Source organism: Shewanella sp. NKUCC01_JLK (genome assembly GCF_019345615.1).
GTDB lineage: Bacteria > Pseudomonadota > Gammaproteobacteria > Enterobacterales > Shewanellaceae > Shewanella > Shewanella oncorhynchi.
Genome location: NZ_JAHKRD010000001.1, coordinates 442,195 through 464,759, shown reverse-complemented (window position 1 = coordinate 464,759; position 22,565 = coordinate 442,195). Strand labels below are relative to the sequence as shown.

Annotated in this window: 23 protein-coding genes and 1 riboswitch; of the genes, 16 read left to right on the top strand and 7 right to left on the bottom strand. The window is 44.0% G+C overall.

All coding sequences use genetic code 11. The annotated features are described in order from the left end of the window. The first annotated feature begins 1 nt into the window (after window position 1). Window positions 2–712, top strand: a complete 711-nt coding sequence (hda, locus tag KO537_RS02090; RefSeq protein WP_006081292.1) for a DnaA inactivator Hda — start codon at window positions 2–4, stop codon at window positions 710–712. A gap of 118 nt (window positions 713–830) precedes the next feature. Here the strand turns inward: hda and KO537_RS02085 are convergent, their stop codons facing one another. From KO537_RS02085 to KO537_RS02070, 4 genes are all read right to left on the bottom strand, one after another. Then, complete coding sequence (locus tag KO537_RS02085) at window positions 831–2,786, bottom strand: hypothetical protein (protein WP_219233748.1); 1,956 nt, start codon at window positions 2,784–2,786, stop codon at window positions 831–833. Between the two features lie 302 nt (window positions 2,787–3,088). Continuing rightward, window positions 3,089–3,463: a DUF2069 domain-containing protein gene (locus KO537_RS02080; RefSeq protein WP_028760312.1), complete on the bottom strand. Its 375-nt coding sequence runs from the start codon at window positions 3,461–3,463 to the stop codon at window positions 3,089–3,091. Between the two features lie 52 nt (window positions 3,464–3,515). Further along, entirely contained in the window at window positions 3,516–3,866 is a 351-nt protein-coding gene (arsC, locus tag KO537_RS02075; RefSeq protein ID WP_173245383.1) for an arsenate reductase (glutaredoxin), read from the bottom strand. Between the two features lie 128 nt (window positions 3,867–3,994). Further along, window positions 3,995–5,464 carry a M48 family metalloprotease gene (locus KO537_RS02070; RefSeq protein ID WP_168823942.1) on the bottom strand — a complete coding sequence of 490 codons (1,470 nt, stop codon included), beginning with the start codon at window positions 5,462–5,464 and terminating at the stop codon, window positions 3,995–3,997. A gap of 111 nt (window positions 5,465–5,575) precedes the next feature. On the opposite strand from KO537_RS02070, the gene KO537_RS02065 reads away from it, so the two are divergent. The 3 genes from KO537_RS02065 (at window position 5,576) to KO537_RS02055 (ending at window position 7,980) form a co-directional block, all read left to right on the top strand. Continuing rightward, window positions 5,576–5,809: a sulfurtransferase TusA family protein gene (locus tag KO537_RS02065; RefSeq protein ID WP_028760309.1), complete on the top strand. Its 234-nt coding sequence runs from the start codon at window positions 5,576–5,578 to the stop codon at window positions 5,807–5,809. Window positions 5,810–6,037: 228 nt separating this feature from the next. Beyond that, window positions 6,038–7,120, top strand: coding sequence for an AI-2E family transporter (locus tag KO537_RS02060; protein ID WP_028760308.1), 1,083 nt, complete (start codon window positions 6,038–6,040; stop codon window positions 7,118–7,120). 509 nt (window positions 7,121–7,629) lie between these two features. Further along, entirely contained in the window at window positions 7,630–7,980 is a 351-nt protein-coding gene (locus KO537_RS02055; protein WP_105252823.1) for a cytochrome c3 family protein, read from the top strand. 98 nt (window positions 7,981–8,078) lie between these two features. On the opposite strand, the gene KO537_RS02050 is transcribed toward KO537_RS02055, so the two are convergent. Beyond that, window positions 8,079–8,825: a cytochrome b/b6 domain-containing protein gene (locus KO537_RS02050; RefSeq protein ID WP_105252822.1), complete on the bottom strand. Its 747-nt coding sequence runs from the start codon at window positions 8,823–8,825 to the stop codon at window positions 8,079–8,081. 297 nt (window positions 8,826–9,122) lie between these two features. Here KO537_RS02050 and KO537_RS02045 point away from each other — a divergent pair, with 297 nt between their 5' ends. Then, complete coding sequence (locus KO537_RS02045) at window positions 9,123–9,758, top strand: LuxR C-terminal-related transcriptional regulator (protein ID WP_219233747.1); 636 nt, start codon at window positions 9,123–9,125, stop codon at window positions 9,756–9,758. 118 nt (window positions 9,759–9,876) lie between these two features. On the opposite strand, the gene KO537_RS02040 is transcribed toward KO537_RS02045, so the two are convergent. Then, window positions 9,877–11,643: a PDZ domain-containing protein gene (locus KO537_RS02040; protein ID WP_219233746.1), complete on the bottom strand. Its 1,767-nt coding sequence runs from the start codon at window positions 11,641–11,643 to the stop codon at window positions 9,877–9,879. A gap of 144 nt (window positions 11,644–11,787) precedes the next feature. Between KO537_RS02040 and hinT the strand changes: the two genes are divergently transcribed. The 6 genes from hinT to tsgA all read left to right on the top strand — a co-directional run bounded on the left by hinT (window position 11,788) and on the right by tsgA (window position 15,948). After that, entirely contained in the window at window positions 11,788–12,144 is a 357-nt protein-coding gene (gene hinT / locus KO537_RS02035) for a purine nucleoside phosphoramidase (RefSeq protein ID WP_113938752.1), read from the top strand. After that, a complete protein-coding gene (locus tag KO537_RS02030) occupies window positions 12,141–12,668 on the top strand; it encodes a PaaI family thioesterase (RefSeq protein WP_028760303.1) in 528 nt (175 codons plus the stop codon). Before hinT ends, KO537_RS02030 begins: the two co-directional genes overlap by 4 nt. After that, a complete protein-coding gene (locus KO537_RS02025; protein ID WP_219233745.1) occupies window positions 12,655–13,152 on the top strand; it encodes a PaaI family thioesterase in 498 nt (165 codons plus the stop codon). The genes KO537_RS02030 and KO537_RS02025 overlap by 14 nt, the downstream gene beginning before the upstream one ends. Before the next feature lie 169 nt (window positions 13,153–13,321). Further along, a complete protein-coding gene (locus tag KO537_RS02020) occupies window positions 13,322–13,717 on the top strand; it encodes a YcfL family protein (protein ID WP_028760301.1) in 396 nt (131 codons plus the stop codon). Window positions 13,718–14,017: 300 nt separating this feature from the next. Continuing rightward, on the top strand, window positions 14,018–14,722 hold the full coding sequence (gene deoD, locus KO537_RS02015) for a purine-nucleoside phosphorylase (protein WP_219233744.1): 705 nt from the start codon (window positions 14,018–14,020) through the stop codon (window positions 14,720–14,722). A 50-nt stretch (window positions 14,723–14,772) separates the two neighbouring features. Next, complete coding sequence (gene tsgA, locus KO537_RS02010) at window positions 14,773–15,948, top strand: MFS transporter TsgA (RefSeq protein WP_131523888.1); 1,176 nt, start codon at window positions 14,773–14,775, stop codon at window positions 15,946–15,948. Between the two features lie 67 nt (window positions 15,949–16,015). On the opposite strand, the gene KO537_RS02005 is transcribed toward tsgA, so the two are convergent. Further along, window positions 16,016–16,696: a Crp/Fnr family transcriptional regulator gene (locus KO537_RS02005; RefSeq protein WP_012196926.1), complete on the bottom strand. Its 681-nt coding sequence runs from the start codon at window positions 16,694–16,696 to the stop codon at window positions 16,016–16,018. 197 nt (window positions 16,697–16,893) lie between these two features. Next, window positions 16,894–17,032: riboswitch (TPP riboswitch) on the top strand. Window positions 17,033–17,086: 54 nt separating this feature from the next. Here KO537_RS02005 and KO537_RS02000 point away from each other — a divergent pair. The 5 genes from KO537_RS02000 (at window position 17,087) to KO537_RS01980 (ending at window position 22,527) form a co-directional block, all read left to right on the top strand. Continuing rightward, window positions 17,087–19,306 (top strand): TonB-dependent receptor, encoded by a 2,220-nt coding sequence (locus KO537_RS02000; protein ID WP_219233743.1) that lies wholly within the window; start codon window positions 17,087–17,089, stop codon window positions 19,304–19,306. Window positions 19,307–19,403: 97 nt separating this feature from the next. Next, complete coding sequence (locus KO537_RS01995) at window positions 19,404–19,664, top strand: hypothetical protein (protein WP_028760297.1); 261 nt, start codon at window positions 19,404–19,406, stop codon at window positions 19,662–19,664. Window positions 19,665–19,710: 46 nt separating this feature from the next. Further along, complete coding sequence (pnuC, locus tag KO537_RS01990) at window positions 19,711–20,364, top strand: nicotinamide riboside transporter PnuC (RefSeq protein ID WP_028760296.1); 654 nt, start codon at window positions 19,711–19,713, stop codon at window positions 20,362–20,364. Beyond that, window positions 20,364–21,476 carry a phosphotransferase gene (locus KO537_RS01985; protein WP_219233742.1) on the top strand — a complete coding sequence of 371 codons (1,113 nt, stop codon included), beginning with the start codon at window positions 20,364–20,366 and terminating at the stop codon, window positions 21,474–21,476. The genes pnuC and KO537_RS01985 overlap by 1 nt, the downstream gene beginning before the upstream one ends. A 193-nt stretch (window positions 21,477–21,669) precedes the next feature. Further along, window positions 21,670–22,527: a DUF6279 family lipoprotein gene (locus KO537_RS01980; protein WP_219233741.1), complete on the top strand. Its 858-nt coding sequence runs from the start codon at window positions 21,670–21,672 to the stop codon at window positions 22,525–22,527. Window positions 22,528–22,565: the final 38 nt, after the last annotated feature.

Here is a 22,565-nt window from a genome sequence, read left to right as displayed (position 1 = left end):
AGTGCCCTTAAACTCACCTTTGCAACTCTCGCTACCTGTGCATTTGCCAGATGACGAAACCTTTAATAGTTATTACCCCGCCGCGGGTAATGATGAACTTATTCAAAAATTGAGAGCGAATGCCGAAGGGCAGGGTGAAGCCGCCATCTATTTGTGGGGCCCAGTTAAATCGGGTCGAACCCATTTAATGCACGCTGCTTGCGCGCATGCTAATGAAGTGGAGCGTCGCAGCTTTTATATTCCTTTAGGCATACATGCGAGTATTTCGACCGCATTGCTTGAAGGCCTAGAACAGTTGGATTTGGTTTGTATCGATGATGTCGATGCCATCGCCGGCCACCCCGTTTGGGAAGAGGCGATTTTTGATCTCTACAATCGCGTTGCAGAACATAAGAATTGTGCTTTAGTGGTTAGCGGCAGTTCGTCTCCTGCGGATGCTGGGTTCCTCTTGCCAGATCTTGTTTCACGTATGCAATGGGGGTTGAATTACCAACTGCAACCCATGGCAGATGATGAAAAACTTGCCGCACTGCAACGCCGCGCCGCTATGCGTGGCCTGCAATTACCGGAAGATGTCGGGCGTTTTTTACTGAACCGTATGGCGCGGGATTTGCGTACCTTGTTTGATGTATTAGATAAGTTAGATAAAGCCTCATTAGTGCATCAGCGTAAACTCACGATTCCGTTTGCCAAAGAGATGCTACACCTTTAGATACAGCATGGTTTGTGTTCGTTCTGAAGATACAAAACCTACTGGCATTAAAGCCAAAAAGAGTAAAGCCCGTCATGTTGAATACATACGGGTTTTTGTTTATCTAAAATTTAAAACGCTATTGTTGTGGATGTTGGTGACGGTCACCACTTAAGCGAAGTTCGGCTTCAAAACGAGACTCGGCATTAATTGCAGCTGCATTGCTTTGGCCTTTGAGCTGCGTATTCGCAGGCGATATTGCCAATGTTTGACGCCAGCTTTGACCTTGCACCATATTAATTGGCTCGGGTAGGCTTTCGACCAGACTGATCCCATTAAGCTCTGGCAGCATTTCATCAATCACCAACGCAGCGCGATTTTCTAGACTGTCTTTTGCAATTCGTCCCCTTTGTCCCCAGTCAATAATCAGCGAATCCGCAGTTAAAATCGCAGGTTTATTGGTGACGGCGACATCACGCAATATTTGATAGCGATAACTCATCATGGCTTCCTCAAATAACATGGCCGTGTCTTCACGGGTACTGGAATATGCATAGAAGTCGCTGGCGATATCGGTAGAAAAGAAAGTACTGACATCCGATGCTTGATAGGCCTTTTGCACATTACTCGCCGCTGCGCCGAGGAAACTAACATTGGCAAGTCCCATCATTTCAGTGCTCGTTAATGGGTAGGTTTTGCTGACTTGATCTGAAATTAGACTCTTGCTGGCATTGCGGCGGCTGTAGTCATCTAACAATCTTGGCCCTGTGAGTGTGGCATGCACGCTGCGTGGAAAAAAGTCATTGGCATGGGCGAGCTCGTGGTACAACAAGGAGGCCAGATCGGGATTGATTTGCGCTAATGTGCGGTTTGCTCTGACGGTAATAGGCACGCCAAGGGAGGCATATTGGTTATCTTTCACATAACGCCAAGGCATCACAAAGTTAAGATCATTTCCGAAATTACTGCGGTAATCCGGCGCTTCATTAATAGTGTCGCGCTGGCTTGGCGTAAGCCATAAATCATTGGGATCGAGATAAATCGCCCCTGTAACTACCCAATAAAAAGAAGGGCGTACATCATAGCTAATCACCACGGCCGTGACGGATTGTAACAGGCGGGCAAAATCGCTATTAGGGTCCATCTGGGCTAAGAAAGCGGCAAAGTTATCACCCATCCAATCGTGTGAAACCAGTACTCGATTTAGAATCGTCTCGTGATTGAGATCGCTTGAGGTTTGTCCTATCAAAGGTAAGGTATTGATAGTGCAACTATCATTGAGCTGATTAGAGTAAACACAGTTTGCTAGTACATTAGCGTAAGGCGAGGCTGGACGATAGGCATGGGTGCGCGCAACTGGGGTATCGAAGTATGGCGAGCTGATCGCTGGCGCCGAGGTTGTTAGCACAAAGACATCATCGCTAAGCTGATTGCCATTGACGTTGGCATTCACTTTGAGGTGAGTGATTGTATCCTGGGTGACCGTTGGCGCGGTAAACAAGGGCCTAAACGGATCGCTCACATCGACCATTAAATCTGGGCCAGATGCTACACACCAAGAGATATTTGCTGCGCTTAATTCCGATTGTTGTCCGAGTCTTAAGCTCACATTATTGCCTTCAACCACTTGGTGATCTTGACGGACGTTTAGCACACCCGTCGATGCGGGATCGACATTAATGCCAATTTCTCCGGTGACATCTAGATTACTGCCCGTCACATGCAAGCTAAAACGGTAGCCGCCTGCGGTGGGAGTATCAAAGGCTAATACTGGGCTGTTTTGACTGACGAGTGCTATGTTAGGGCCATCGATTTGCTGCCAACGGAAGGTTAAGTCTTGGCTGTCACGATTTAGGATATTGGCAATGATAGTACTGGATTGACCCGCCACATAATTTGGCTCGGTTTGAAAGCGAATTGAGGATGACGTGGTGGTAATGAGTGGTGAAATGCTATCTGTGCAGCGTGCTAGTGAAGTGGATGGTGGCGTGACTACACTATCATCTGGTTGACTATCACCACCGCCCCCGCATGCTGCAAGTAGGCCAGAGCAGGCCATAAATCCGATAAATTTCAGTGGTATCGACATTCCCATTACACCATTCTCCCTTGTTAACTCTGCTGTGCTATTTAGACTTTTGTGGCGCCATGGGACGCTTATACTGTGAGAAACTGACTATAACACGGGCACTTAGTTGCAAAAAGTCAGTGTAAGTATAATAAGTGTTAATTTTGTCGTGATGGGAATTGACGTCGGAACAGAGGTTGAAACTAAGGTTGAAATGGGTATTCAGACTGAGATCATAAGGGATATTTGAGCCAAGGTTTGGCCTTGCAATATAAAAAGTGCCGCTATACCCAGCAAGGTTAAACGGCACTGAAAATACATTGAACTGACTATTCTTTAGATTTTTTCTTCAGGCCTAATCCCAGTTCACGACCACGTATGCGGGCATAAAATGGGAAAGCGATTAGCAGTACGCCAATCAATAATACTTCGATTAAGGCAAAAGCGAAGGCGTCATTGGTGACATAAAGCAGGGTGAGCCCATGTAACATATATAAGCATAGAATAAAACTCGCCCAAGCGTAAGTGTATGGATTACCTTGGAAAACTCCCTTTGCGGGTAGTAATAACGGCACTATCCATAAGAGACTAAATAGCAGGGTGTATTCACCGCTAATCCCTTGGCCAACAAACCAACCGCCTAATAGCAGCACTAGCGCAAAGTAGCCTAAACGGCTAAGGATAAATAAGGTGTTGGACGTCATAAGTCTACCTAAGGGTTGAAAATAAAAGCCATTTTGGTTTAAAAATCATGGATTAAAGAATAGTGAGCACATTCTCAGGAGGACGGCCGATGGCTGCGCTTTGATTGGCGAGCACAATTGGCCGTTCGATGAGTTTAGGTGTGTTGACCATAGCCTCAATCAACTGAAATTCTGTTAGTGATGAGTCTGCAAGTCCCAAGGCTTGATATTCTGCTTCCTTGGTGCGCATTAATTCGCGAGCACTGAGGCCTAATTTAACCAGAATGTCGCCGATGTCTTTAGCCGTAGGGGGATTTTTTAAGTATTCCACTAAGGTAATGTCGCAGCCTTGTTGCTCGAGTAAAGCTAAGGTTTCACGGCTTTTTGAACAACGTGGGTTATGGTAAATCGTCGCTTGGGTCATAGTACTAGAGGCTCAATACGGGCTGAAATAACAATGGCGCGGATAATAACAGAAAAAACCGCGCACCGTCAGTGTGTTCGGGGCGCATAAATGGGTAATTGTCTTTAATCTATTTGTAAAACAACTTATTACTTAAGCGCATCCATCTCTTTATCAGCCATTTTAAACTGGCGAATACGTGCTTCAATACGTGCAAGCTGTAATGGATTATTTTCGGATGCACGGTAGGCAAAGTTAAGTTGATCGATTGCGCCCTTATAGTTAGCACCTAAGGCCATCAGCTCTGCGGTGGAAAAATATTCCAATGCTTGATTGCCGGTTTTTTTATACACCATAGTCAACAATTGATAGGGTAGTTCATTTTGTTTATCGAGGAAAATCATATCTTCCAGCAAAGGGATTGCTTTGGGGGCTTGATCGGCTTCGATATATATATTGGCTAAGTTGGCATTGATCACTTGAGACGTTGGTTTCATTTTACGCTGGGCTTCGAGCATAGTAATCGCTTTTGCATAGTCCTTACGTTCGATCAGTAAATCAGATTTAGTGTCTATATAAAACAGGTTGTTATCATCGATTTTTAACAGCTCATCGACGATTTTTTCTGATTCATTAAACTTCTTCAATCTATATAAAGCCAGCGCTTTGCCATAAAGTGCCGCCTCTTTGAAGCTATAGGTCTGTTTGTTGAGTTGCCGATCAAACATGCTTAATACTGCTTCGTCGCTATAGCTGGAAAAACGGACTTGAATACGAGCTTTTGCTAGCTGAAAATTAAGATTATCAGGGATATAACGTTTAGGGTATTGCTCGGCACGGTTACGGGCTTCAGTGATCCGCGATTCAGGTAATGGGTGAGTTAATAACATTTGTGGTGGTGTTGTGGTAAAGCGATAACGACTGGCTAATTTACCAAAGAAATCCGCCGCAGCATTGGGATTAAAGCCTGCATCCACTAGAATTTGCATTCCGATGCGATCGGCTTCCTTTTCATGCAAACGGGTGTAGTTGATTTTCGATTGTGTCGCCATGGCTTGGGTTGTCGCAAGCGCCGCCATACCTGCTTGTGGTACTGCAATCGTTAACAAAATGGCGCCAAGTAAACCGGCAATTGTTGCAGGATTACTTTTTTGCTGTGCTTCAAGGGATCGGGCAAGGTGACGTTGAGTAACGTGAGTCACTTCGTGGCCTAATACTGAAGCCAGTTCGCTTTCATTGTCGGCATTGAGAAATAAGCCTGTGTGCACGGCAACATGGCCGCCAAAGAAGGCGAAGGCGTTGATTTCATCATTTTGTAATAGGAAAAAATAAAACGGCGTTTTTACGCCTGTGGCATGGGCGACCAGTTTATTGCCAAGCTCGGTAAGATATTGACTCAACACGGGGTCATTTAGCATAGGTGCCGATGAGCGAATGATGCGCATATAAGCATCACCGTAAACCATTTCTTTTTCAAGGCTGAAGGTGTTAACTGCGGCCGTACCTAAATCCGGTAAGTCATTGTTGGCAAAGCTTTTGGCGGCGAAGGTTAGCAGCATCAAGGAGAGTGCGCCTGCAACAAAAGGTTTGAATCGAGTCAAAAAAGTCAAGTTACGCAAGCGGATCCTTTTATTTCTAATTATCTCAACTAAAGGCAGATACTGCACTTAGCTTGTAGTTTGAGGTGCAACTTAGGATAATGGCCCAAGTTCGTCTATAGCAAGTTCATTATGATTTTTATTGATTTAACGCTCTTTCGTTGTCCAGTACCCTTAGTGAAAGTGAAGCTTGCATTGAAGCCAATGCGAGAGGGTGAGCAGTTGCATATCTTACTCTCAGACTCTGGTTCGCGGCGAGATGTTCCCCAATATTTAAAAAAACAAGGGCATGTCGTGCAAGAGTTGCGTAATGATGCAAGTCTGTTAGCCTTGATGGTCACCAAAGTTGATCTATCTCAGGGATAAATTGAGGATTTTTATGTTTAAATCCTCTGAGACTAGCATCAAGCGCCTAATTCTGAGCCAGAGTGCCGCTTAGGCTAGGTTGTTTACTCTTGTCAGTATTTTTTTTGATTTAGCTGACATGTAGAAGCGAAAGTCTAACTGAGTAAAGTCTCGAATAACATCATGATAATAAATAAACTTTCCTGAGCGTTTGGGAAGCCTCGCCAACCATCACTATTGGAATGATCCATGTTTACTGTTTTTTCTCGTTGGTATCAAGAGCGCTTTAGTGATCCACAAGCTGTGACCTTAATGGCTATTCTTGTCGGGCTCGCGCTAGTGATTTATTTTGCGGCAGGTTTACTTGCTCCGCTGTTGGTCGCTCTTGTGCTGGCATTTCTATTGGAATGGCCTGTGGCGCAAATGCTTAAATTGGGGATTAATCGCACCGCTGGTGCGTCCTTGGTTATTGTGTTGTTTTTGGGAATCGTGGTTTTACTGACATTTGGCTTAATTCCGAGTGTGTGGCGTCAAGGTGTTAGCTTAATTGCCGACTTGCCTAGCATGATTGATAAAGGCTTGCTGACAATACAAACGCTGATCAATCAATATCCACGATTTATCAATCCAGAGCAGTTAGATCTGATGGTTGGTGAGCTTAAAAAACTGCTCGATACTCAACATGTGTTGGATATTGCTAAGCAATTAATCGGTTATTCAGCTTCTTTACTCGTCTTGATGGTGTACGCGATTTTAGTCCCCTTACTGGTGTTTTTCTTTTTAAAAGATAAAGACCAACTGATTAGCGGCAGTAAGCGATTTTTTCCCGTAAATCGCCAGTTAGCCCGTAAAGTTTGGTTTGAAATGCACCAACAGATTTTTAATTACATTCGTGGCAAAGTGATCGAAATCGTGGTTGTTGGTGTCGCAACTTATATTTTGTTTGCCTTGATGGGACTGCGATATTCGGCGTTGCTTGGTGTGTTAACGGGGTTATCGGTATTGATCCCTTATGTCGGTGCAACCTTAGTTACATTACCTATCGCCCTAGTGGCATTTTTTCAGTGGGGTTTTAGTTCTGAATTTGGCTATTTAATGTTGGGTTACGGTATTATTCAGGCGCTCGACGGTAATTTACTCGTGCCTATTTTGTTCTCCGATGCGGTGGATTTACATCCGGTGATCATCATAGCGGCCGTTTTAGTCTTTGGCGGTTTATGGGGTGTATGGGGAGTATTCTTTGCTATTCCATTGGCATCGTTGGTCAAAGCCGTGATTAACGCTTGGCCTAAAACAGAGCTTGAGGCTGACAATAAACTTGATGCGAGTTGATGCCTACCTGTCTAACCGCCATTTGTATCATTGGTTATAGTGGGCGAGTTAACCGTTATCGCCAATTCCTCTTGGCATTTGAATTAAGTGCCAGAGGCGTTTGGGTTGAATGTTGTGCCTTCACAATTTAAAGCATCCTCGTCTAGTACTCTGTACCCATTCACTTATTGTCATTCCTTTTTATTATCACTTTGTCTTAAGTATCATTATGAATCGAGCTTTTAGTTTTAGATGAAGGGTATTTATTCTGTCGCTTGCCAGTTTAGGGATTTACATTATGTAGCCTCTAGGTTAGGTAGATGTAAAACTCTTATATAAGCATGTGGTTACATGATGCAGCGCACATTTTACCCTTGAGTATGTTGATAAAGTTGTGTCGCTTAGTTTGGGTTTGCTTATTCGTTCATCCTTAGCTAAGTTATATCGAGTCGTGCTATTTATTTTGGTTGAGAGATGGAAGTCACCCTGACAAGAATTTCCACTGACAATCGCCATTGGAGGATACTATTGTGAGCAAAAAACTATTAAGTGCGCTTTTCGGGGCAAGTCTTGCAGCGTTAGCGCTGTCGCCAACCGCATTTGCTGCAGATCAAAAATTGTCTGATTTCCATGCTGAGTCAGGTGGATGCGAAAGCTGTCATAAAGATGGTACACCTTCTGCGGATGGTGCCTTTGAATTTGCACAGTGCCAAAGTTGTCATGGTACCTATGCTGAAATGGACGCTGTGCATAAGCCACATGACGGTAATTTAGTCTGTGCAGATTGTCATGCGGTACATGATATGAATGTCGGTCAAAAACCTACCTGTGAAAGTTGCCATGATGATGGTCGTACCCCAGCAACTGTTCTGAAAAAATAATCTCAAAAATACGTTTAGAAAAGTTGGTATATACCTTCATGTCTAAATAAATAACGCCAGCGAATAGCTGGCGTTATTTTTATGACTAAAGTCACTCATTACTCATCTTTGGGTTGGCCTTGGATGATTTTTTTACCCGAAAACATGGCTGAAATAATCCCTGGTTGACGTTTTACTTCAGTATAAATCACCGCGAATACATGTAATAACATCAGCAGTAACAACACATAAACCGCATAGACGTGCACTTGACCTGCCAATCCTTTCATTGGTTTAAGTGCATCCGCTTTTTCTGCATTCACACCCGTTGCATCATAGGGTTTTAAGCTTGTTGGTTCGACATTGGTATCAGCAAGATAACTTTGTACAGCACTACCTAGCGGCGGATAATAAATATCTGTACCTGCACGCAAAAGTCCAGTGATCATTATGGTCACTAATAGCAACATGATGGCCAGCACGGCAAATTTACCTTTAGGGTTATGACCTAAATACTGCGGATTTTTCCCCGCGGCTAATTCAGTCTTATAAGCTATTAATTCGCTTTTGCTATTAGCATTGGGAAACATGTGGCTGAAACGCGCATATTTGTTACCGATAAAACCCCACACAAGGCGGACGATGAGGTTTATTGCAAACGCATATCCTATGCACACGTGTAAAGTTTTCAAGCCAATTTTACCTGTTAACTCAGATATGCCTAGCTCAGTGCGATACATCATGATGCCACCGACTAAGATGAGTGCGAGCACAAGAATGACATTAATCCAATGAAATAATCGCGTCGGTTTGTCCCACACAGGATAGGATTTTATTTCAAAAGCGGTGGGGTTACTGCTGGACATGGAATTTCCTTATTTTTTGTGTTGGTATGATCTTACGCTTTTATCCTAAAATTTCAGTAACTTTTTTCAGTTTCAATTAAGACTTCTGATTGATAGTGTAGTCAACGAAAGTGTTAGAAGTTTTTGATTTGCGTACGGTAAATATTTTTTACGTAAGTCTTTTTAATCTGTTTTATCTAATGCTAATATCGTGACCACGGTAGACTTGGAAGTCTATTGAACGGATGTTGAAGTCGTATTTGGAGGATCTTAGATCCTTAAAGTGAATAATCGTTAACCAGACAGGGAGTGAGCAGGATGTTCAAAATATTACATTGGATTGTAGTGTCACGATCGCAAGTATTGATGGAATTGCTCGCAGGACGTTGGCCGCAGGAGTTTCTCGTTAAGTTGACCCAAGTCAGCCCTGATGAGATGTGTGAGAAAATCAAAGAAAATAATGCCTCCATGGTCGTGATCGATTTAGCGACTGTTGATCTTCAAAAAGCCCATCAATTTCAACGTTTACTTGCCCGTGAGCAACCGAGTGTGCGAGTTGTCTATTTACAGTTCCCTAAACAAGTGGATGCACGTTTCTTAATGCAAGCTGCCACAACTGCAGGGGTGTTTTATCTCGATGCAGGTTTAACTGAGATAAGCCTAGGACTCTCGAATATTTTACGAGGTCATAGGGTCATCCCAATTCAGCTTATTAATGGGGTAAATGATGATTTTGGATTGTTCGAAGACACTGAACCGTTAACTATCCGTGAGCGTGAAGTATTACAAGCATTGTTGACGGGAAGTACTAATTTAGATATCGCCAATCAGTTGTTTGTCAGTGAAAGCACGATAAAAACCCATTTGTACCGAGTATTCCGTAAAATTGGAGTGTCTAGCCGTGGTCAAGCGATTGCGTGGGCACAAACCTATTTGCACGATGTGGTGGTTTAAGTCGATATCAGTATTGATATACAAACGGATATACATTTAAGTTAAGTCTTATCTCAGATAAAAGGGGCTAAAGCCCCTTTTATTATTTCTCAAAAGTTGTTCTTAAGCCGAAAGCCTATTAATGTCCAAGCCAAGCCGCTATTTTGCTTTTGTCACGAATGGATAGGGCGACAGTATCCTTAGGCGCGGCAGCAATAGTTAACTCACCCGTCATCAATTCATCCCGTCTAAACCAATGTAAATTCAACGATTCACCCAGCGGATACTGCTGTAGCTGCGCCTCAAATTGTCCTGAGACTTGTAGGTTATCCGCGGCAATTAACACATCACCTGCACTTAACCCTGCAAGGTGTGCAGGGCTGCCTTGGGTGACAGTCACGATTTTTAATCCAACAGGTGCTGCTTGGGTTTTCGCGCCGAATGCAATCTCATAACCTTTCGCTTGCCCGCCGCCCACATCTTGCGCACCTTGACTGGATCGAAGACTCAAGTTGACCCCAAATTCGGCGAGTAAAGCCGCTAACGGAATATCGTCCGTACTATCTAAGTAGGCAAACAGATCTTGGCAATCACGACCAAGGAGTCGTTCAACGATGGCTTGATGGCAAGTATCTGTGGTGCCTTTATCTTGCAGAGCATATTCCTGCCATAAAATCTGCATAACATGGTCGAGATTGTATTTGCCCTGGGTTTCGCTGCGCAGGGTTAAATCTAAATACAGCGCAAACAGAGCCCCTTTAGTGTAATAACTGATGATGGCATTTTGTGCGTTTTCATCTTGCTTGTAGAACTTAGTCCAAGCATTAAAGCTTGAGTCCTTAACACTTTGTTTAAAGCGCCCCTGGCTGCGATAGACACGGGTGAAGGTCTCACTCAGCATATCTAAATAGCTTTGTTCATCTACCAGACCTGCACGATAGGTAAGAAAGTCATCGTAATAGGAGGTGATGCCTTCATAGGCCCATAATTGTGGCGTATAGGTTTCTGCCTCAAGTTTATAGGGTAAAAAGCATTCAGGCTTAATGCGCTTAACGTTCCAGCTGTGGAAATACTCGTGGCTGCACAGGGATAAATAAGTGCGATAGTCGTTATTGATTGGCATATCTAGCGACAGCGGTAAGTCTTTGCGTGAACACATTAATGCAGTAGAAGCTCTGTGCTCTAAACCGCCAAAGCCATTGTCTAATACTGTGGTCATAAACAAATAACGTTTAAACGGTGCAGGCGTACCAAAGAAGTTAATCTGATACTCACAAATGGTTTTTAAATCTTGGCAGAGCCTTGGCATGCAAGCACGGTGGCGACCATTGAGTACGATATCGTGCCGCACGCCACAGGCATCAAAACTCCCTAAGGTGAATAAGCCCATTTCCACCGGATGATCGATGAGCTCGTCATAGCTTTTAGCTGAAAATTGGCCGAAGGCAAAATCGTCACCACTGGTGCGGGTCATGCTGGTAGCAAGGCGCCAGTCACTTAATGTTGACTCTGTTGGTGGATCTATAGAGACGGTGTGTAAAGTGTCTTCAAAACCATGGGCAGATAAAAACACGCTACTGCCGTTAAAGAAGCCGTGGGTCATGTCCAAATGCGCGGTGCGCACCGACAGATCCCAAGCATACACTTGATAAGTCAGAATAATTTCGCTGCTATTATTGTCAACCGACCAAGTTTGCTTATCTAGTTGGGTGAGCTTAAGCGTTTGGCCTTGTGCATCTTGTGCCTTGAGTTCAATGATATTTTTGGCAAAGTCGCGCACCATATAACTGCCAGGCAGCCAAGCGGGTAGGCTAAAGACCTGCACTGTCTTGGGTTGTGATAATGTCATAGTGATAGCGAATAAATGGGCTTTCGGATCGACGGGGATTATCTGGTAATGGATCATATTTATCCTGCAAAACCTGAGTGTTTTAATGGTGGCCATGCTGCCAAAAATGCCTGCAACTGGCAAATGAAAAGCAAAATATCTGCAGACACAAAGTATTGAATTGCTAGTATACTATGCCAACTAACCTAAGGAGGACGCCCCATGGCCGAAGAAACGATTTTCAGCAAAATTATTCGTCGCGAAATTCCCGCGGATATTCTGTATCAAGATGAACTTGTGACTGCCTTTAGAGACATTTCCCCTAAGGCGCCAACGCATATTTTGATTGTGCCGAATCACTTGATCCCAACGGCTAATGAGATGAAAGCCTCCGATGAGCCTGTGCTTGGCCGTATGATGACAGTTGCGGCGAAATTGGCGGCGGAAGCGGGTATCGCTAAAGATGGCTACCGACTGATCATGAACTGCAATCAACATGGTGGACAAGAAGTCTATCATATTCATTTCCACCTTGTGGGCGGGGAGCCTCTGGGGCCCATGTTGAGCCAAGGAAAATGAAGGTCAATTCGGATTTTTTCCCGCTGACCCAAATGGCGCAGCGGTTTGTGGATCAACTCGCTCAGTGTCGCCGTCTCGGTTTAACCGTATTGGAGGCGAGTGAGCACCATGTGTTGATTGAGTTGCCCTACAGCACTGAATTAATTGGTTATCCCGATACGGGCGTTATCCATGGTGGAGTGATCACTACCTTAATGGATACTGCCTGTGGCAGTGCAGTCGTGAGCGCAATTTTCCATAAATTCAAATTGTTAGAAATCTCACCCACGCTCGATTTACGGGTGGACTACATGAAGCCCGCTCAGCCCCATAAGCCTGTATTTGGTTTCGCAGAATGCTACAAGTTGTCTTCTAATATTGCCTTTACCCGTGCAATTGCTTACCAAGACAGTATTGACGATCCCATCGCCCATGCCGTCGGCTCTTTTATGCGGATAAGCCCTGAAATGGTCGGTGATGCCTTTAGGCAAGCGTTAATGGGTGAAGCTGTACCTGCGATAGGAGAGAGTGATGAGCGCAAATAATTCGATACTAGATGCAGCCAGTACAACTCAAAACGCACAGGTTAAAGCGCCTATTGATGTGCAAGGCATAGTTAAACGCGCCACTGAACTTAATGATTTTGGCCATTTACTTGAGCACGTTCCCTATGCCAAATTTATTGGCATGAAGGTAGAGCGTTTTGGTGATGAACTGATTTTTAAATTGCCCGCTAAAGACTACAATATCGGTAATCCTGTGTTGCCCGCTATTCATGGCGGCGTGATTGCGGGCTTTATGGAAATGTCAGCGATAGTGCAGTTAATGGTATTTATGCAAACAGCAAAGGTGCCTAAAGTCGTTGATTTTTCAATCGACTATTTACGTGCAGGTCTGCACAAGGATAGTTTTGCTGAGTGTCGTATTACCCGTCAGGGTCGACGAGTCGCCAACGTGAATATTGATTGTTGGCAAACCAATCGTAAGCAGCTTATTGCTACGGCACGGGCACATTTTTTGATTGATTAATCTGATTAAGTTTAGATTGATGAAGCATGACTGATTCACTATTTTAGATTGAAAATGCTTTATTTAGCCTATGTTATTAAGCATGAGTTCAGCACCGTTCGATTAGTTTGTCGTTTAATGGGAAATGATGCGCTAGCTGCGTATTTTGTGGCGTGACTAGGAGAAATATATGAAACAAGTTTATACAGGGTTATTACTGGCCGCAGCGCTTACCTTAGGTGCTTGTGCCTCACATACCGCAGGGATTTCAGTGAGTTCACTGGGTGAAACCCGCGTCGATAATTCCAGCTTTGCCCGAGATATTGCGGTACAGAGTGTGGATGCACGCCGAGTCGGTGATTTAGTGCAGGGCTCAGCGTTGATAGTTAGCAAATCCTCGTCCGATATGCGTGTGCAATATAAATTCACTTGGTACGATGCCAGCGGCTTTACTATCGAAGATGAAGCGACCAGCTGGAAATCGGTAAAATTACACGGCAAACAGCAATTGCAAGTCGGCGCTGTTGCACCTAATGCCCAAGTGGTTAAATTTGATGTATACGTGCGTGAAACCTTTTCAAACTAAGCTTGAGTTTGCTTCAGTTTAGTTTATTCCGTGTTTAATTGATTTTTTGATATTAAACCCGTTCTAAAATGGCTTACTTCTTTTAAGGAGTAAGCCTTTTTATTCGTTTTACATCAACGTTCAATGACCTTAAGGTCACTCAAATGTTATTAGCTTTCGTCTTTTTGACATTGAAAGTTGCGATAAATTACCCATTTTTAAGCAAAAAGGTTTACGGCAAGGTGAAATCCGGACTTTAGTCCTAAATACATTCAGTGATTGAGCACTACTATCAGCATATTACCACATGAGGATAGAAAGATGACTGCTCATATTAATGCTCAACCTACTGATTTTGCTGAAATTGTTATTATGCCGGGTGATCCACTACGTGCTAAATATATCGCTGAAACCTATCTCACCGATGCCGTAGAAGTCACGAATGTTCGCAATATGCTTGGTTACACGGGCTTTTACCAAGGACAGCGTATTTCCGTTATGGGTCATGGTATGGGGATTTCATCTATGGTGCTTTATGGCCATGAGCTGATTAATTATTTTGGCGTGAAACGCATTATTCGTATTGGCAGTTTAGGTGCAACACAAAAACATGTACAAATGCGAGATGTCATTTTAGCCCAAGCCGCAGGCACGGATTCACCTACTAACGCTAAGCGTAGTAGCGGCTACCAAATGGCAACTTCTGCGACCTTTTCTTTATTGCATAAAGCTTATACAACAGCGAATGAGAAAGGCATTAGTGTAAAAGTTGGCAATATCTTTAGTGGTGATCTTTATTACGATCCTGACGAAGATATGATCCCCGCACTTGAGCGTTTTGGGGTATTAGGTATTGATATGGAAGTGGCGGGGCTTTATGGATTGTCACACCAACAAGGTATCGAATCATTAGCCATTTTAACGGTATCGGATCATTGTTTAACCGGTGAAGAAACTACGGCCGAAGAACGTCAACTCTCTTTTAATAATATGATCGAGCTCGCGTTAGAAACCGCCCTCAATTAGGTTTAAAGCCATCCTTTGAACCCTTAGCATTTCACTTATGGAATGACATAATGAATAATAAAATTACTTTAACAGCCATCAGTTTTCTCGCCAATTTTATTATGGCGGGCTTTGCGACCCAATTTGGGATGTTGATTGAACCCATAGCTGAAAAATTTGCCGCTAATGTTAACGAAGTTGCATCAATCTTTTCATTGCTCAATGGTGGTGCACTCGCGGGGACGATTGCAGCATTTTTCTTTATTGAAAAAATGGGTATCAAAAGGATGACCTTGATAAGTTACAGTCTGGTTGCTCTTTCTGCTCTGGCTTTACATCTAACCAGTTCCCTACAAGTTGTGATGGTAGCAATGACCTTAATTGGTTTTTGTGGCGGTATCGGTCTATGTATTGCTGGTACGATTGTGGTGTCTGTGTGGCAAGAGAAATTACAAAGCACAATGTTAGTGGTGCAAGATGCAACGTTTAATATTGCAGGCGTTATTTTTCCATTAATAACGACTTATGCATTAACAAGTTCATTATCATGGAGTTATAGCTATTTAGCCGTAGGTTTAGTGGCGTTCGGTACAGTCATTATTACCTTGTTCACTCATTTCTCTATTTGCGAGCAATCTTCTACAACACAAGAGAAACAACAGTCTGAATGGAATCTCGGTATTATTAGTGGAGGTATTGGTTTATTTTTAGGAATGCTGGCTTTATATACTTTTTTAACTTGGGCACCTTTATTTGTAAAACAAAAATTTGATATTCCGTTTGAAGATGCCGGTAATATTATTACCCAGTATTGGTCCGCTGCGCTAATTGGGGCGTTAATTTCGACTGTGATTGTGACTCGTGTAAAAATTCACCATTTCTTAGTCGGTATTATTGCTTTAGCTATGGTGATCACCGCTGCCATTGTCAGTACCAATAATCTTAATTGGATAGCTTATTTGACCTATGGTTACGGTTTTGTGTGTGCCGCGCTTTATAATGCATTTATTGCTTATGGCGTGTCTTTTGTAAAAAAAGCCAGCAGCAAAAATGTGTCATATATTCTTATTAGCGGAAGTGCAGGGGCGATGTTTAGCCCAGCCATCAGTTCTTTCTTTGAACGTATTATCGGATTACAAACAGTGATGTATGTGATACCTCTGCTTTACGCAGCGATATTTATGCTATTGATCGTTTCAAGTCGGATGAAATCGGCTATGGAACAACACTCGCCATCGGTAAGTTAATTTACCTGTGCATCCATCCCACACTCGGTTGTTAAATTAAGTCGAGTGTGGGTTATGTTGAAAGCGGTTATATGCCTGCTTCAACAAATTTCTTGAGTGCGTTGAGATCACAAATCCGAATGCCATCTTTTTTCCGCTCAATTAAGCCTCGTTCCTCAAGATTTTGTAGCGCCCGACGGTAGACTCGGTCGGTAGTGCCAAATCGTTCAGCCTCTAAATAGCGTTTACTAAAGCCATCTACGGGCAAGTCATTTAAGTATTCATGGTAAATATCAAATGCCACGTTATAACTGATGGGATAGAGCAGTCGCCGAGTAAAAATATCCACTGTGTCTTGGTAGTCAATCGCAATTGCACTAGCGAAAAATAGCGCGAGTTGAGGATGTTGACCGAGGCAATGTTGCAGTTTTTCAGCGCTAATCAACATGATTTCTAAGGGTTCACTGGCAATAATGTCTAGTTGACAGTGGTACTGGGTGAAGAACTCCATTTCGCCAAACAGTTGTGAATCACAATCAATAGTACCTAATTGAAAACACCGACCATTTCTCGCGGTATGGCCGAGCGATACTCGACCTTGCTTCACCAATACAAGTGATGCCATCGCTTCCCCCTGCGTCATGAGGTGAGCGCCTTTTTTGAGCATTTTTATTTCGCTGATACAGCTAAGTACAACCGCTTCAATAAGTGGATAGTCTTGCTCCCATCGCTGGCTATAACGTCCTTTCGATAAAGGTTTTAGCTGCATCGACTATTGTCCTCTTACGGTATTCGAAATTGCGACCTTCTATAGCATTATCATGATAGGCGGTCAAATGGACGAAAGGATTTAGGCTGATACTAAAGACATTTTCATCATACGAAGTGAAGGGCAGTGGTTTTCGCGACATTTAATTGAATCGCAGAGATAAGAGTGCCCACTTTTTATTTCCGTCATGTATACTAGGCGCCGCCAAGGGGTGTTTGTTGTGCATTAATGTTACTCTGATTTTAACGTTGACGGCTGCAAACTGAGATGTCATCTGACGAACCCTTAGAACCTGATCCGGCTAATACCGGCGTAGGAATGGGCCAATCAACAGCACACTTCTGAATCGCTTATTCGTTGCCGGATCTCAAACATTATATTTGAGGTCCTATGTCAAACCGTAAAACGTCAAACCATCAATCTCCATTTTCAACCGTATCGCCAAGCTTATTTTTAGCCCGAGCGCCGCTGGCGTTAGCCATCGCTGCAGCGCTGAGCACCCCTGTTTTTGCACAAACCGACGCTATTGACAGACCTGATCCCAGCACTGAGATGGAAGTCATGGTGGTGACGGCGGATTTTCGCAGTTCAAGCTTAGAAAAAATGCCCTCCAGCATTACCGTTATCGACAGTCAAAAAATTCAAGATGAAAGTGCGCAACACTTTGAAGATCTGCTTAATTCTATCGCCAATTTTAACTGGTCAGGTGGAAGCTCTCGGCCGAAATATTTTCAAATTCGCGGTGTAGGGGAACAGGAACAATACCAAGGCGCACCTAATTCTTCCGTGGGTTACATCATAGATGATATCGATTTATCCGGTATTGGTATGGTGTCGAGCATGTACGATTTACAGCAGGTCGAAGTGCTTCGTGGACCGCAGGGGACGCGTTATGGCGCGAATGCCTTAGCGGGATTGATTTATCTGAAAAGTAACGATCCAACAGATGTGTTTGAACATGGCGCAGAAGTCTCGTTAGGCGATGATGATTTACGCACGTTTAGCGGGTTTAGCTCGGGCCCATTAACGGATTCTGGCAAGCTGCTTTATCGTGTGTCAATGCAGCAACATCAGCAAAATGGTTACCACGATAACCTGTATTTAGGCCTTGATGATACCAATAGTCGCGATGAATTCAGCGGCCGCGCTAAGCTGCGCTGGTATGCGACAGATGATTTACAGTTTGATTTAACTGTGCTGCATGCCGATTTTGATAATGGCTATGATGTGTGGAGTTTAACTAATTCACCAACCCAGACAACATCGGATCAACCGGGTGTTGATAGCCAACGCACCACAGGCGCGGGTTTTAAAGCGACCTATTCTGGCGCAGAAACCTTTGAGCTAACCTCATTAACGTCCTTTGCGAATACCGATCACCATTACAGTTACGATGGCGATTGGGCTAACTCAGAATATTGGGCCTCTAAGCAATGCAGTGATGACAATGGCAATCTGGCGCCGTGTCAATACGATTATTTTTGGGATAAAACGGGTCAGCGTAAAACCGTGTCGCAAGAGTTTCGCCTAAGTTCTACCGAGCAGGGCCGTATTTTTGCAGAGAGTACTGATTGGTTGCTTGGTGTGTATGCCATGAATCTGAAAGAAGATAACCAATTGTATTCTGAATACAATGCTTCGCCGGATGAAGTCTTAGACTCAGAGTATGAGGCGACAAACTATGCGCTGTTTGGCCAGCTTGATACGGATTTGGGCTCAAATTATGCTTTATCTGTGGGTCTACGTTTAGAGCGCCGCAACAGTCATTACTCTGATACGAATAACGATAATTTCGACCCGAGCGAAACCATGTGGGGTGGTCATATTGCTGTGAGTAAAGTGCTGAACGACTCACACAATGCTTATGTCCGAGTCGCACGCGGTTACAAGGCGGGCGGTTTCAACATGACTTTGCCCGTCGAATTGAACGATAAAAAAGAATTTAGTACTGAGACGCTCTATAACTATGAAATTGGCCTTAAATCCCATTGGTTAGCGGGACTTATCGATACTAATTTGGCGCTGTTCTATATGGACAGACAAGATCAACAGGTGGCTGCATCACAGCAAGATCCTGATAAACCACAGCGTTTTATCTTGTTCACTGAAAATGCAGGCAGTTCGAATAACTATGGCGCTGAGTTAGATGCAACCTGGTATACCACGGATAATCTGCAAGTTTACTCAAGCATAGGTTGGTTAGAAACGGCCTACGGTGACTACCAGTATCAGGACAAATATGGCACTGAGGTGGATTTAACTGGCCGCGATCTGGCTCATTCTCCACACGTTACCTACAGCCTTGGCGGGACTTATCGTGCTAATTCGGGTTGGTTTGCTAACCTGAATCTTAGCGGTAAGAGTGAATTCTATTATTCAGACAGCAATGAATCCCGCTCTGAACCCTACACTATCGTCAATGCTCGCGTAGGTTATGAGGCGAGCGCCTGGTCGGCATATTTATGGGGACGCAATCTGTTTAATGAGGAATACGGTGTGCGTGGCTTCTATTTTGGCAATGAGCCAGATAACGGTTGGGCGGAAAAGCAATATATTCGTTACGGCGATCCGCGTCAGATTGGCGTAACCTTTAACGTTAAGTTTATGTAATAGCTCATTTTAAAGTGAGCATAATCATTTAAGTGTTAACTGAACTGTAGCCCAGTATTTGGGCTACAGCCTTACTTCAGAATATCAAGGAATTAAAATGAAACTGACCGCAGAAATTAGCATGTATCCCTTTAATGAAAATTACCTCGATCCTATCAAGTGGTTTATTGGCCGCGTGGATAGCTATCCCAATATCGAGCGCGTGACTAATGCGATGGCAACTCAAGTGTGCGGCGATTATTTAGATGTGATGACTATGCTGGCGACCGAGATGCAAGCGGCCCATGAGAAGTGGGGCAAGGCGGTATTTGTGTGTAAGTTTATCGGTGGTGAGCTGAATTTAGCCCACAGCGAATAATGATTGACCGCCATGTAAGCGACAAATAGGCAATGAGAACAACACTATGACAGATTTATGGTTAACCTTGGTCGAGAGCGTTAATACGGCCTTTGGTGAAGTCCATGTGATGACCGTATGGGAAGCCCTCGCGGTATTGCTGGCGATGGCATATTTACTGCTGGCGATGAAGGCGAGCGTCTGGTGCTGGGCGGCGGCCTTTGCCAGTACCGCCATTTACACTGTGTTGTTTTGGAAGGTGTCGCTACTGATGGAGTCTGTGCTTAACGTCTACTACATGGCGATGGCGCTCTATGGATATTGGCTCTGGACCCAAGGTGGTGATAAGCATCAAGGAGTAAAAGTGACCACTTGGCCATTGAAAACCCATTTAAAGTTGATCGCAGCGACGGGCGTGATTTCGCTTTTGGTTGGTCACGGTATGGCGACGTATACCCAAGCCGCATTCCCGTATCTAGATGCGGCGACAACCTGTTTCGCCGTGATGACGACTTATTTAGTGGCAAAAAAGGTACTTGAGAATTGGCTTTATTGGGTGGTTATCGACATAGTGTCGATTTACCTTTATCTCAGCAAAGGCTTGATGCTGACATCCTTGTTATTCGTGCTTTATGTGGGTCTGGCGGTCGTGGGGTATTTCCTGTGGCGAACCGCGTTAGCCGACGCCCGTGAAGCTAATACCTTGAAGTTACTCAGTTAATGCTCGATATAAACGCCTCGATGCAGCGCTCAGTGGGCGAGCCATTCAAAGCACTTTACCCCATACTCAAAAGTGCTGGGCTAGTTAACGTGTTAAGTATTCATGAGCTTGCGGGCGGCTTGAGTAATCATAATTATAAGATCACTACGCCAACAGGGTGTTATGTGCTGCGGGTCAATGCCGATGCGGCGGACAGTTTTTGCACCCGCCAGCAGGAGCGTTTTTACTGGCAACAACTCGCCCAAGCTAAACTTGCCCCAGCACTGCTGTGGGTGAGTGAAGATGAGCGCTATTACCTCAGCGATTTTATTGAAAGTGATTATATTGAAAGTGACGATATTGAAAACGAGTTCTTAATCCACTGGCCAGCGTTAGAGCGCCAAACGAGTGCTGCTGATTTTGTGCTGGGGCAATCGACGTTTAATTATTTACAGTATCCGGCAGCAGAACAAGAAACGCATCCTAACCAAGCCCATTGTTTGCTATTGGCGTTATTGCTGCAATTACGCGATCTGCCTACAGGGCCTTATGCTATTAGTATCACTGAGCAGTGGCAGGAATATCACCAGCAAATGCTTGCCTATCAGGCTTCTGCAACATTTAGTGAGCCAGTATTAAGGCGAGCTGTGCCATTGAAGCAGGGTAGTGATATTGATGATAGCAATACTCACGATTGGAATGAGCGGGTGGCTAAGCTGCTTGCAATTCAAATCGAAATCAAACATTGGTGTGATGAGTTAGCAGCCTGCATAATCAAGCCACAGTTTTGCCATCGCGATCTTAATCCCCATAATTTGTTACTTAAAAATAACCGCTTGTGTTGTATCGATTTTGAGTATGCGACGGCGTCGCATCCACTGTGTGAGTTGGCTGTAGTGTTAGCGACCCATGCGTTAACGCCCTATCAGCAAAGTGTGTTGGTGAAACAGTATCTGAGTGGACACCCTTATGTTACTGCACAAGCAGTAACGGCAGTGCCTGCCGCTATTGACATGTATTGGGTATTTGCTTGTTACTGGGCATTATTGATGGCAGCGCAAACAGAACCCAGTCGTAGCGCCGACTACCTTGCTTGGTTTGATTGCTTCTGGCCGCTGATCACCCCCAAATAGTCATTATTGCGTGTGCTTAGTTTCCATCTGATGATAATGGTTCATTCCCTTATGGCATTGACCGCGCGATTGGTGGGACATGTGGGTAGAACATACTGAAAACCTTTATTAGACAAACTTGTTTGATATAAAAAGCAACTTTATATAGTCTCAAGCGTCTTATTAGCAACAATTCTAGGATGGATTATTCAGTATGAAAAAAGGCGTGATGCTACTTGTGTGTCTCTTAGGCTTAAGCGCCTGCTCCACTAAATTCAGTTACCATTTCCTCGACTGGGCCATCGGCTGGGAGCAAGAGGATTATGTTACCTTAGATAAATCTCAGCAAAAGGCATTCGATGCCCTCATTGAAAAATTTGTCATTTGGCATCAATCCAAAGAGTTAGCTCATTATGTGGTGCAATTGACCGAAGTCGAAAGCCTCATAAAAACCAATACGTTAACGCCAGTGCTATGGGCAGATCATGTGAATATTGCTAAGCGGCATTGGTTTCGATTGTTTGAGTTCGCCTTGCCCGAGCTTCTACCTATCATAATGTCTTTGTCCGATGAACAGGTGAAGCAGATCCTCACAAAATTACGGGAGGAAGAGCAGGAGCTCGTTAAAGAATTTGCGGGTAAAACCCCTGAACAGTTACAAAAAGATGCCGATGAAAACCTTCAAACCCAATTTGATGATTGGCTTGGAAGTGTAACTGCGGAGCAAAAAGTACTTATTCACCAATATAATCAACAGCGTTTATCTACCTTAGATATGTGGCTTGAGTACAGGCACGAATGGTTACGCCAGTTTGAGGTTGCACTGGGTCAGCGCGCTGATAAAGCATTATTAACCGAGCGTTTAACCTTGCTGATGACGCAGCCAGATGAGCTTAAGTCAGAGCAACATAAAGTGTTTTTACGTAAAAATACTGAGGCATTTGGGACTTTGCTGTTGGCGATGAATGCGAGCTTATCGGAGCAGCAGTCTAAGCATTTTTATAAAAAGTTAGGTGGACTCATTCAAGATCTCAAGGAACTGAATCAGGAAGCGATTGAAAAAGAAGCCTAGGCCATGAAAGATTTATTGCCTTGCTAGGGTCTATTCCT

Coding starts and splice junctions, on each gene's coding strand:
- arsC (WP_173245383.1), bottom strand. CDS start 3,866: ATGACCCAAGCGACGATTTACCATAACCCACGTTGTTCAAAAAGCCGT.
- pnuC (WP_028760296.1), top strand. CDS start 19,711: ATGACAGATTTATGGTTAACCTTGGTCGAGAGCGTTAATACGGCCTTT.
- KO537_RS02045 (WP_219233747.1), top strand. CDS start 9,123: ATGTTCAAAATATTACATTGGATTGTAGTGTCACGATCGCAAGTATTG.
- KO537_RS02020 (WP_028760301.1), top strand. CDS start 13,322: ATGAAACAAGTTTATACAGGGTTATTACTGGCCGCAGCGCTTACCTTA.
- KO537_RS02005 (WP_012196926.1), bottom strand. CDS start 16,696: ATGCAGCTAAAACCTTTATCGAAAGGACGTTATAGCCAGCGATGGGAG.
- KO537_RS02040 (WP_219233746.1), bottom strand. CDS start 11,643: ATGATCCATTACCAGATAATCCCCGTCGATCCGAAAGCCCATTTATTC.
- KO537_RS02025 (WP_219233745.1), top strand. CDS start 12,655: ATGAGCGCAAATAATTCGATACTAGATGCAGCCAGTACAACTCAAAAC.
- KO537_RS02060 (WP_028760308.1), top strand. CDS start 6,038: ATGTTTACTGTTTTTTCTCGTTGGTATCAAGAGCGCTTTAGTGATCCA.
- KO537_RS01995 (WP_028760297.1), top strand. CDS start 19,404: ATGAAACTGACCGCAGAAATTAGCATGTATCCCTTTAATGAAAATTAC.
- KO537_RS02030 (WP_028760303.1), top strand. CDS start 12,141: ATGAAGGTCAATTCGGATTTTTTCCCGCTGACCCAAATGGCGCAGCGG.
- deoD (WP_219233744.1), top strand. CDS start 14,018: ATGACTGCTCATATTAATGCTCAACCTACTGATTTTGCTGAAATTGTT.
- KO537_RS02080 (WP_028760312.1), bottom strand. CDS start 3,463: ATGACGTCCAACACCTTATTTATCCTTAGCCGTTTAGGCTACTTTGCG.
- tsgA (WP_131523888.1), top strand. CDS start 14,773: ATGAATAATAAAATTACTTTAACAGCCATCAGTTTTCTCGCCAATTTT.
- hinT (WP_113938752.1), top strand. CDS start 11,788: ATGGCCGAAGAAACGATTTTCAGCAAAATTATTCGTCGCGAAATTCCC.
- KO537_RS02000 (WP_219233743.1), top strand. CDS start 17,087: ATGTCAAACCGTAAAACGTCAAACCATCAATCTCCATTTTCAACCGTA.
- KO537_RS01980 (WP_219233741.1), top strand. CDS start 21,670: ATGAAAAAAGGCGTGATGCTACTTGTGTGTCTCTTAGGCTTAAGCGCC.
- KO537_RS02085 (WP_219233748.1), bottom strand. CDS start 2,786: ATGGGAATGTCGATACCACTGAAATTTATCGGATTTATGGCCTGCTCT.
- KO537_RS02050 (WP_105252822.1), bottom strand. CDS start 8,825: ATGTCCAGCAGTAACCCCACCGCTTTTGAAATAAAATCCTATCCTGTG.
- KO537_RS02065 (WP_028760309.1), top strand. CDS start 5,576: ATGATTTTTATTGATTTAACGCTCTTTCGTTGTCCAGTACCCTTAGTG.
- KO537_RS01985 (WP_219233742.1), top strand. CDS start 20,364: ATGCTCGATATAAACGCCTCGATGCAGCGCTCAGTGGGCGAGCCATTC.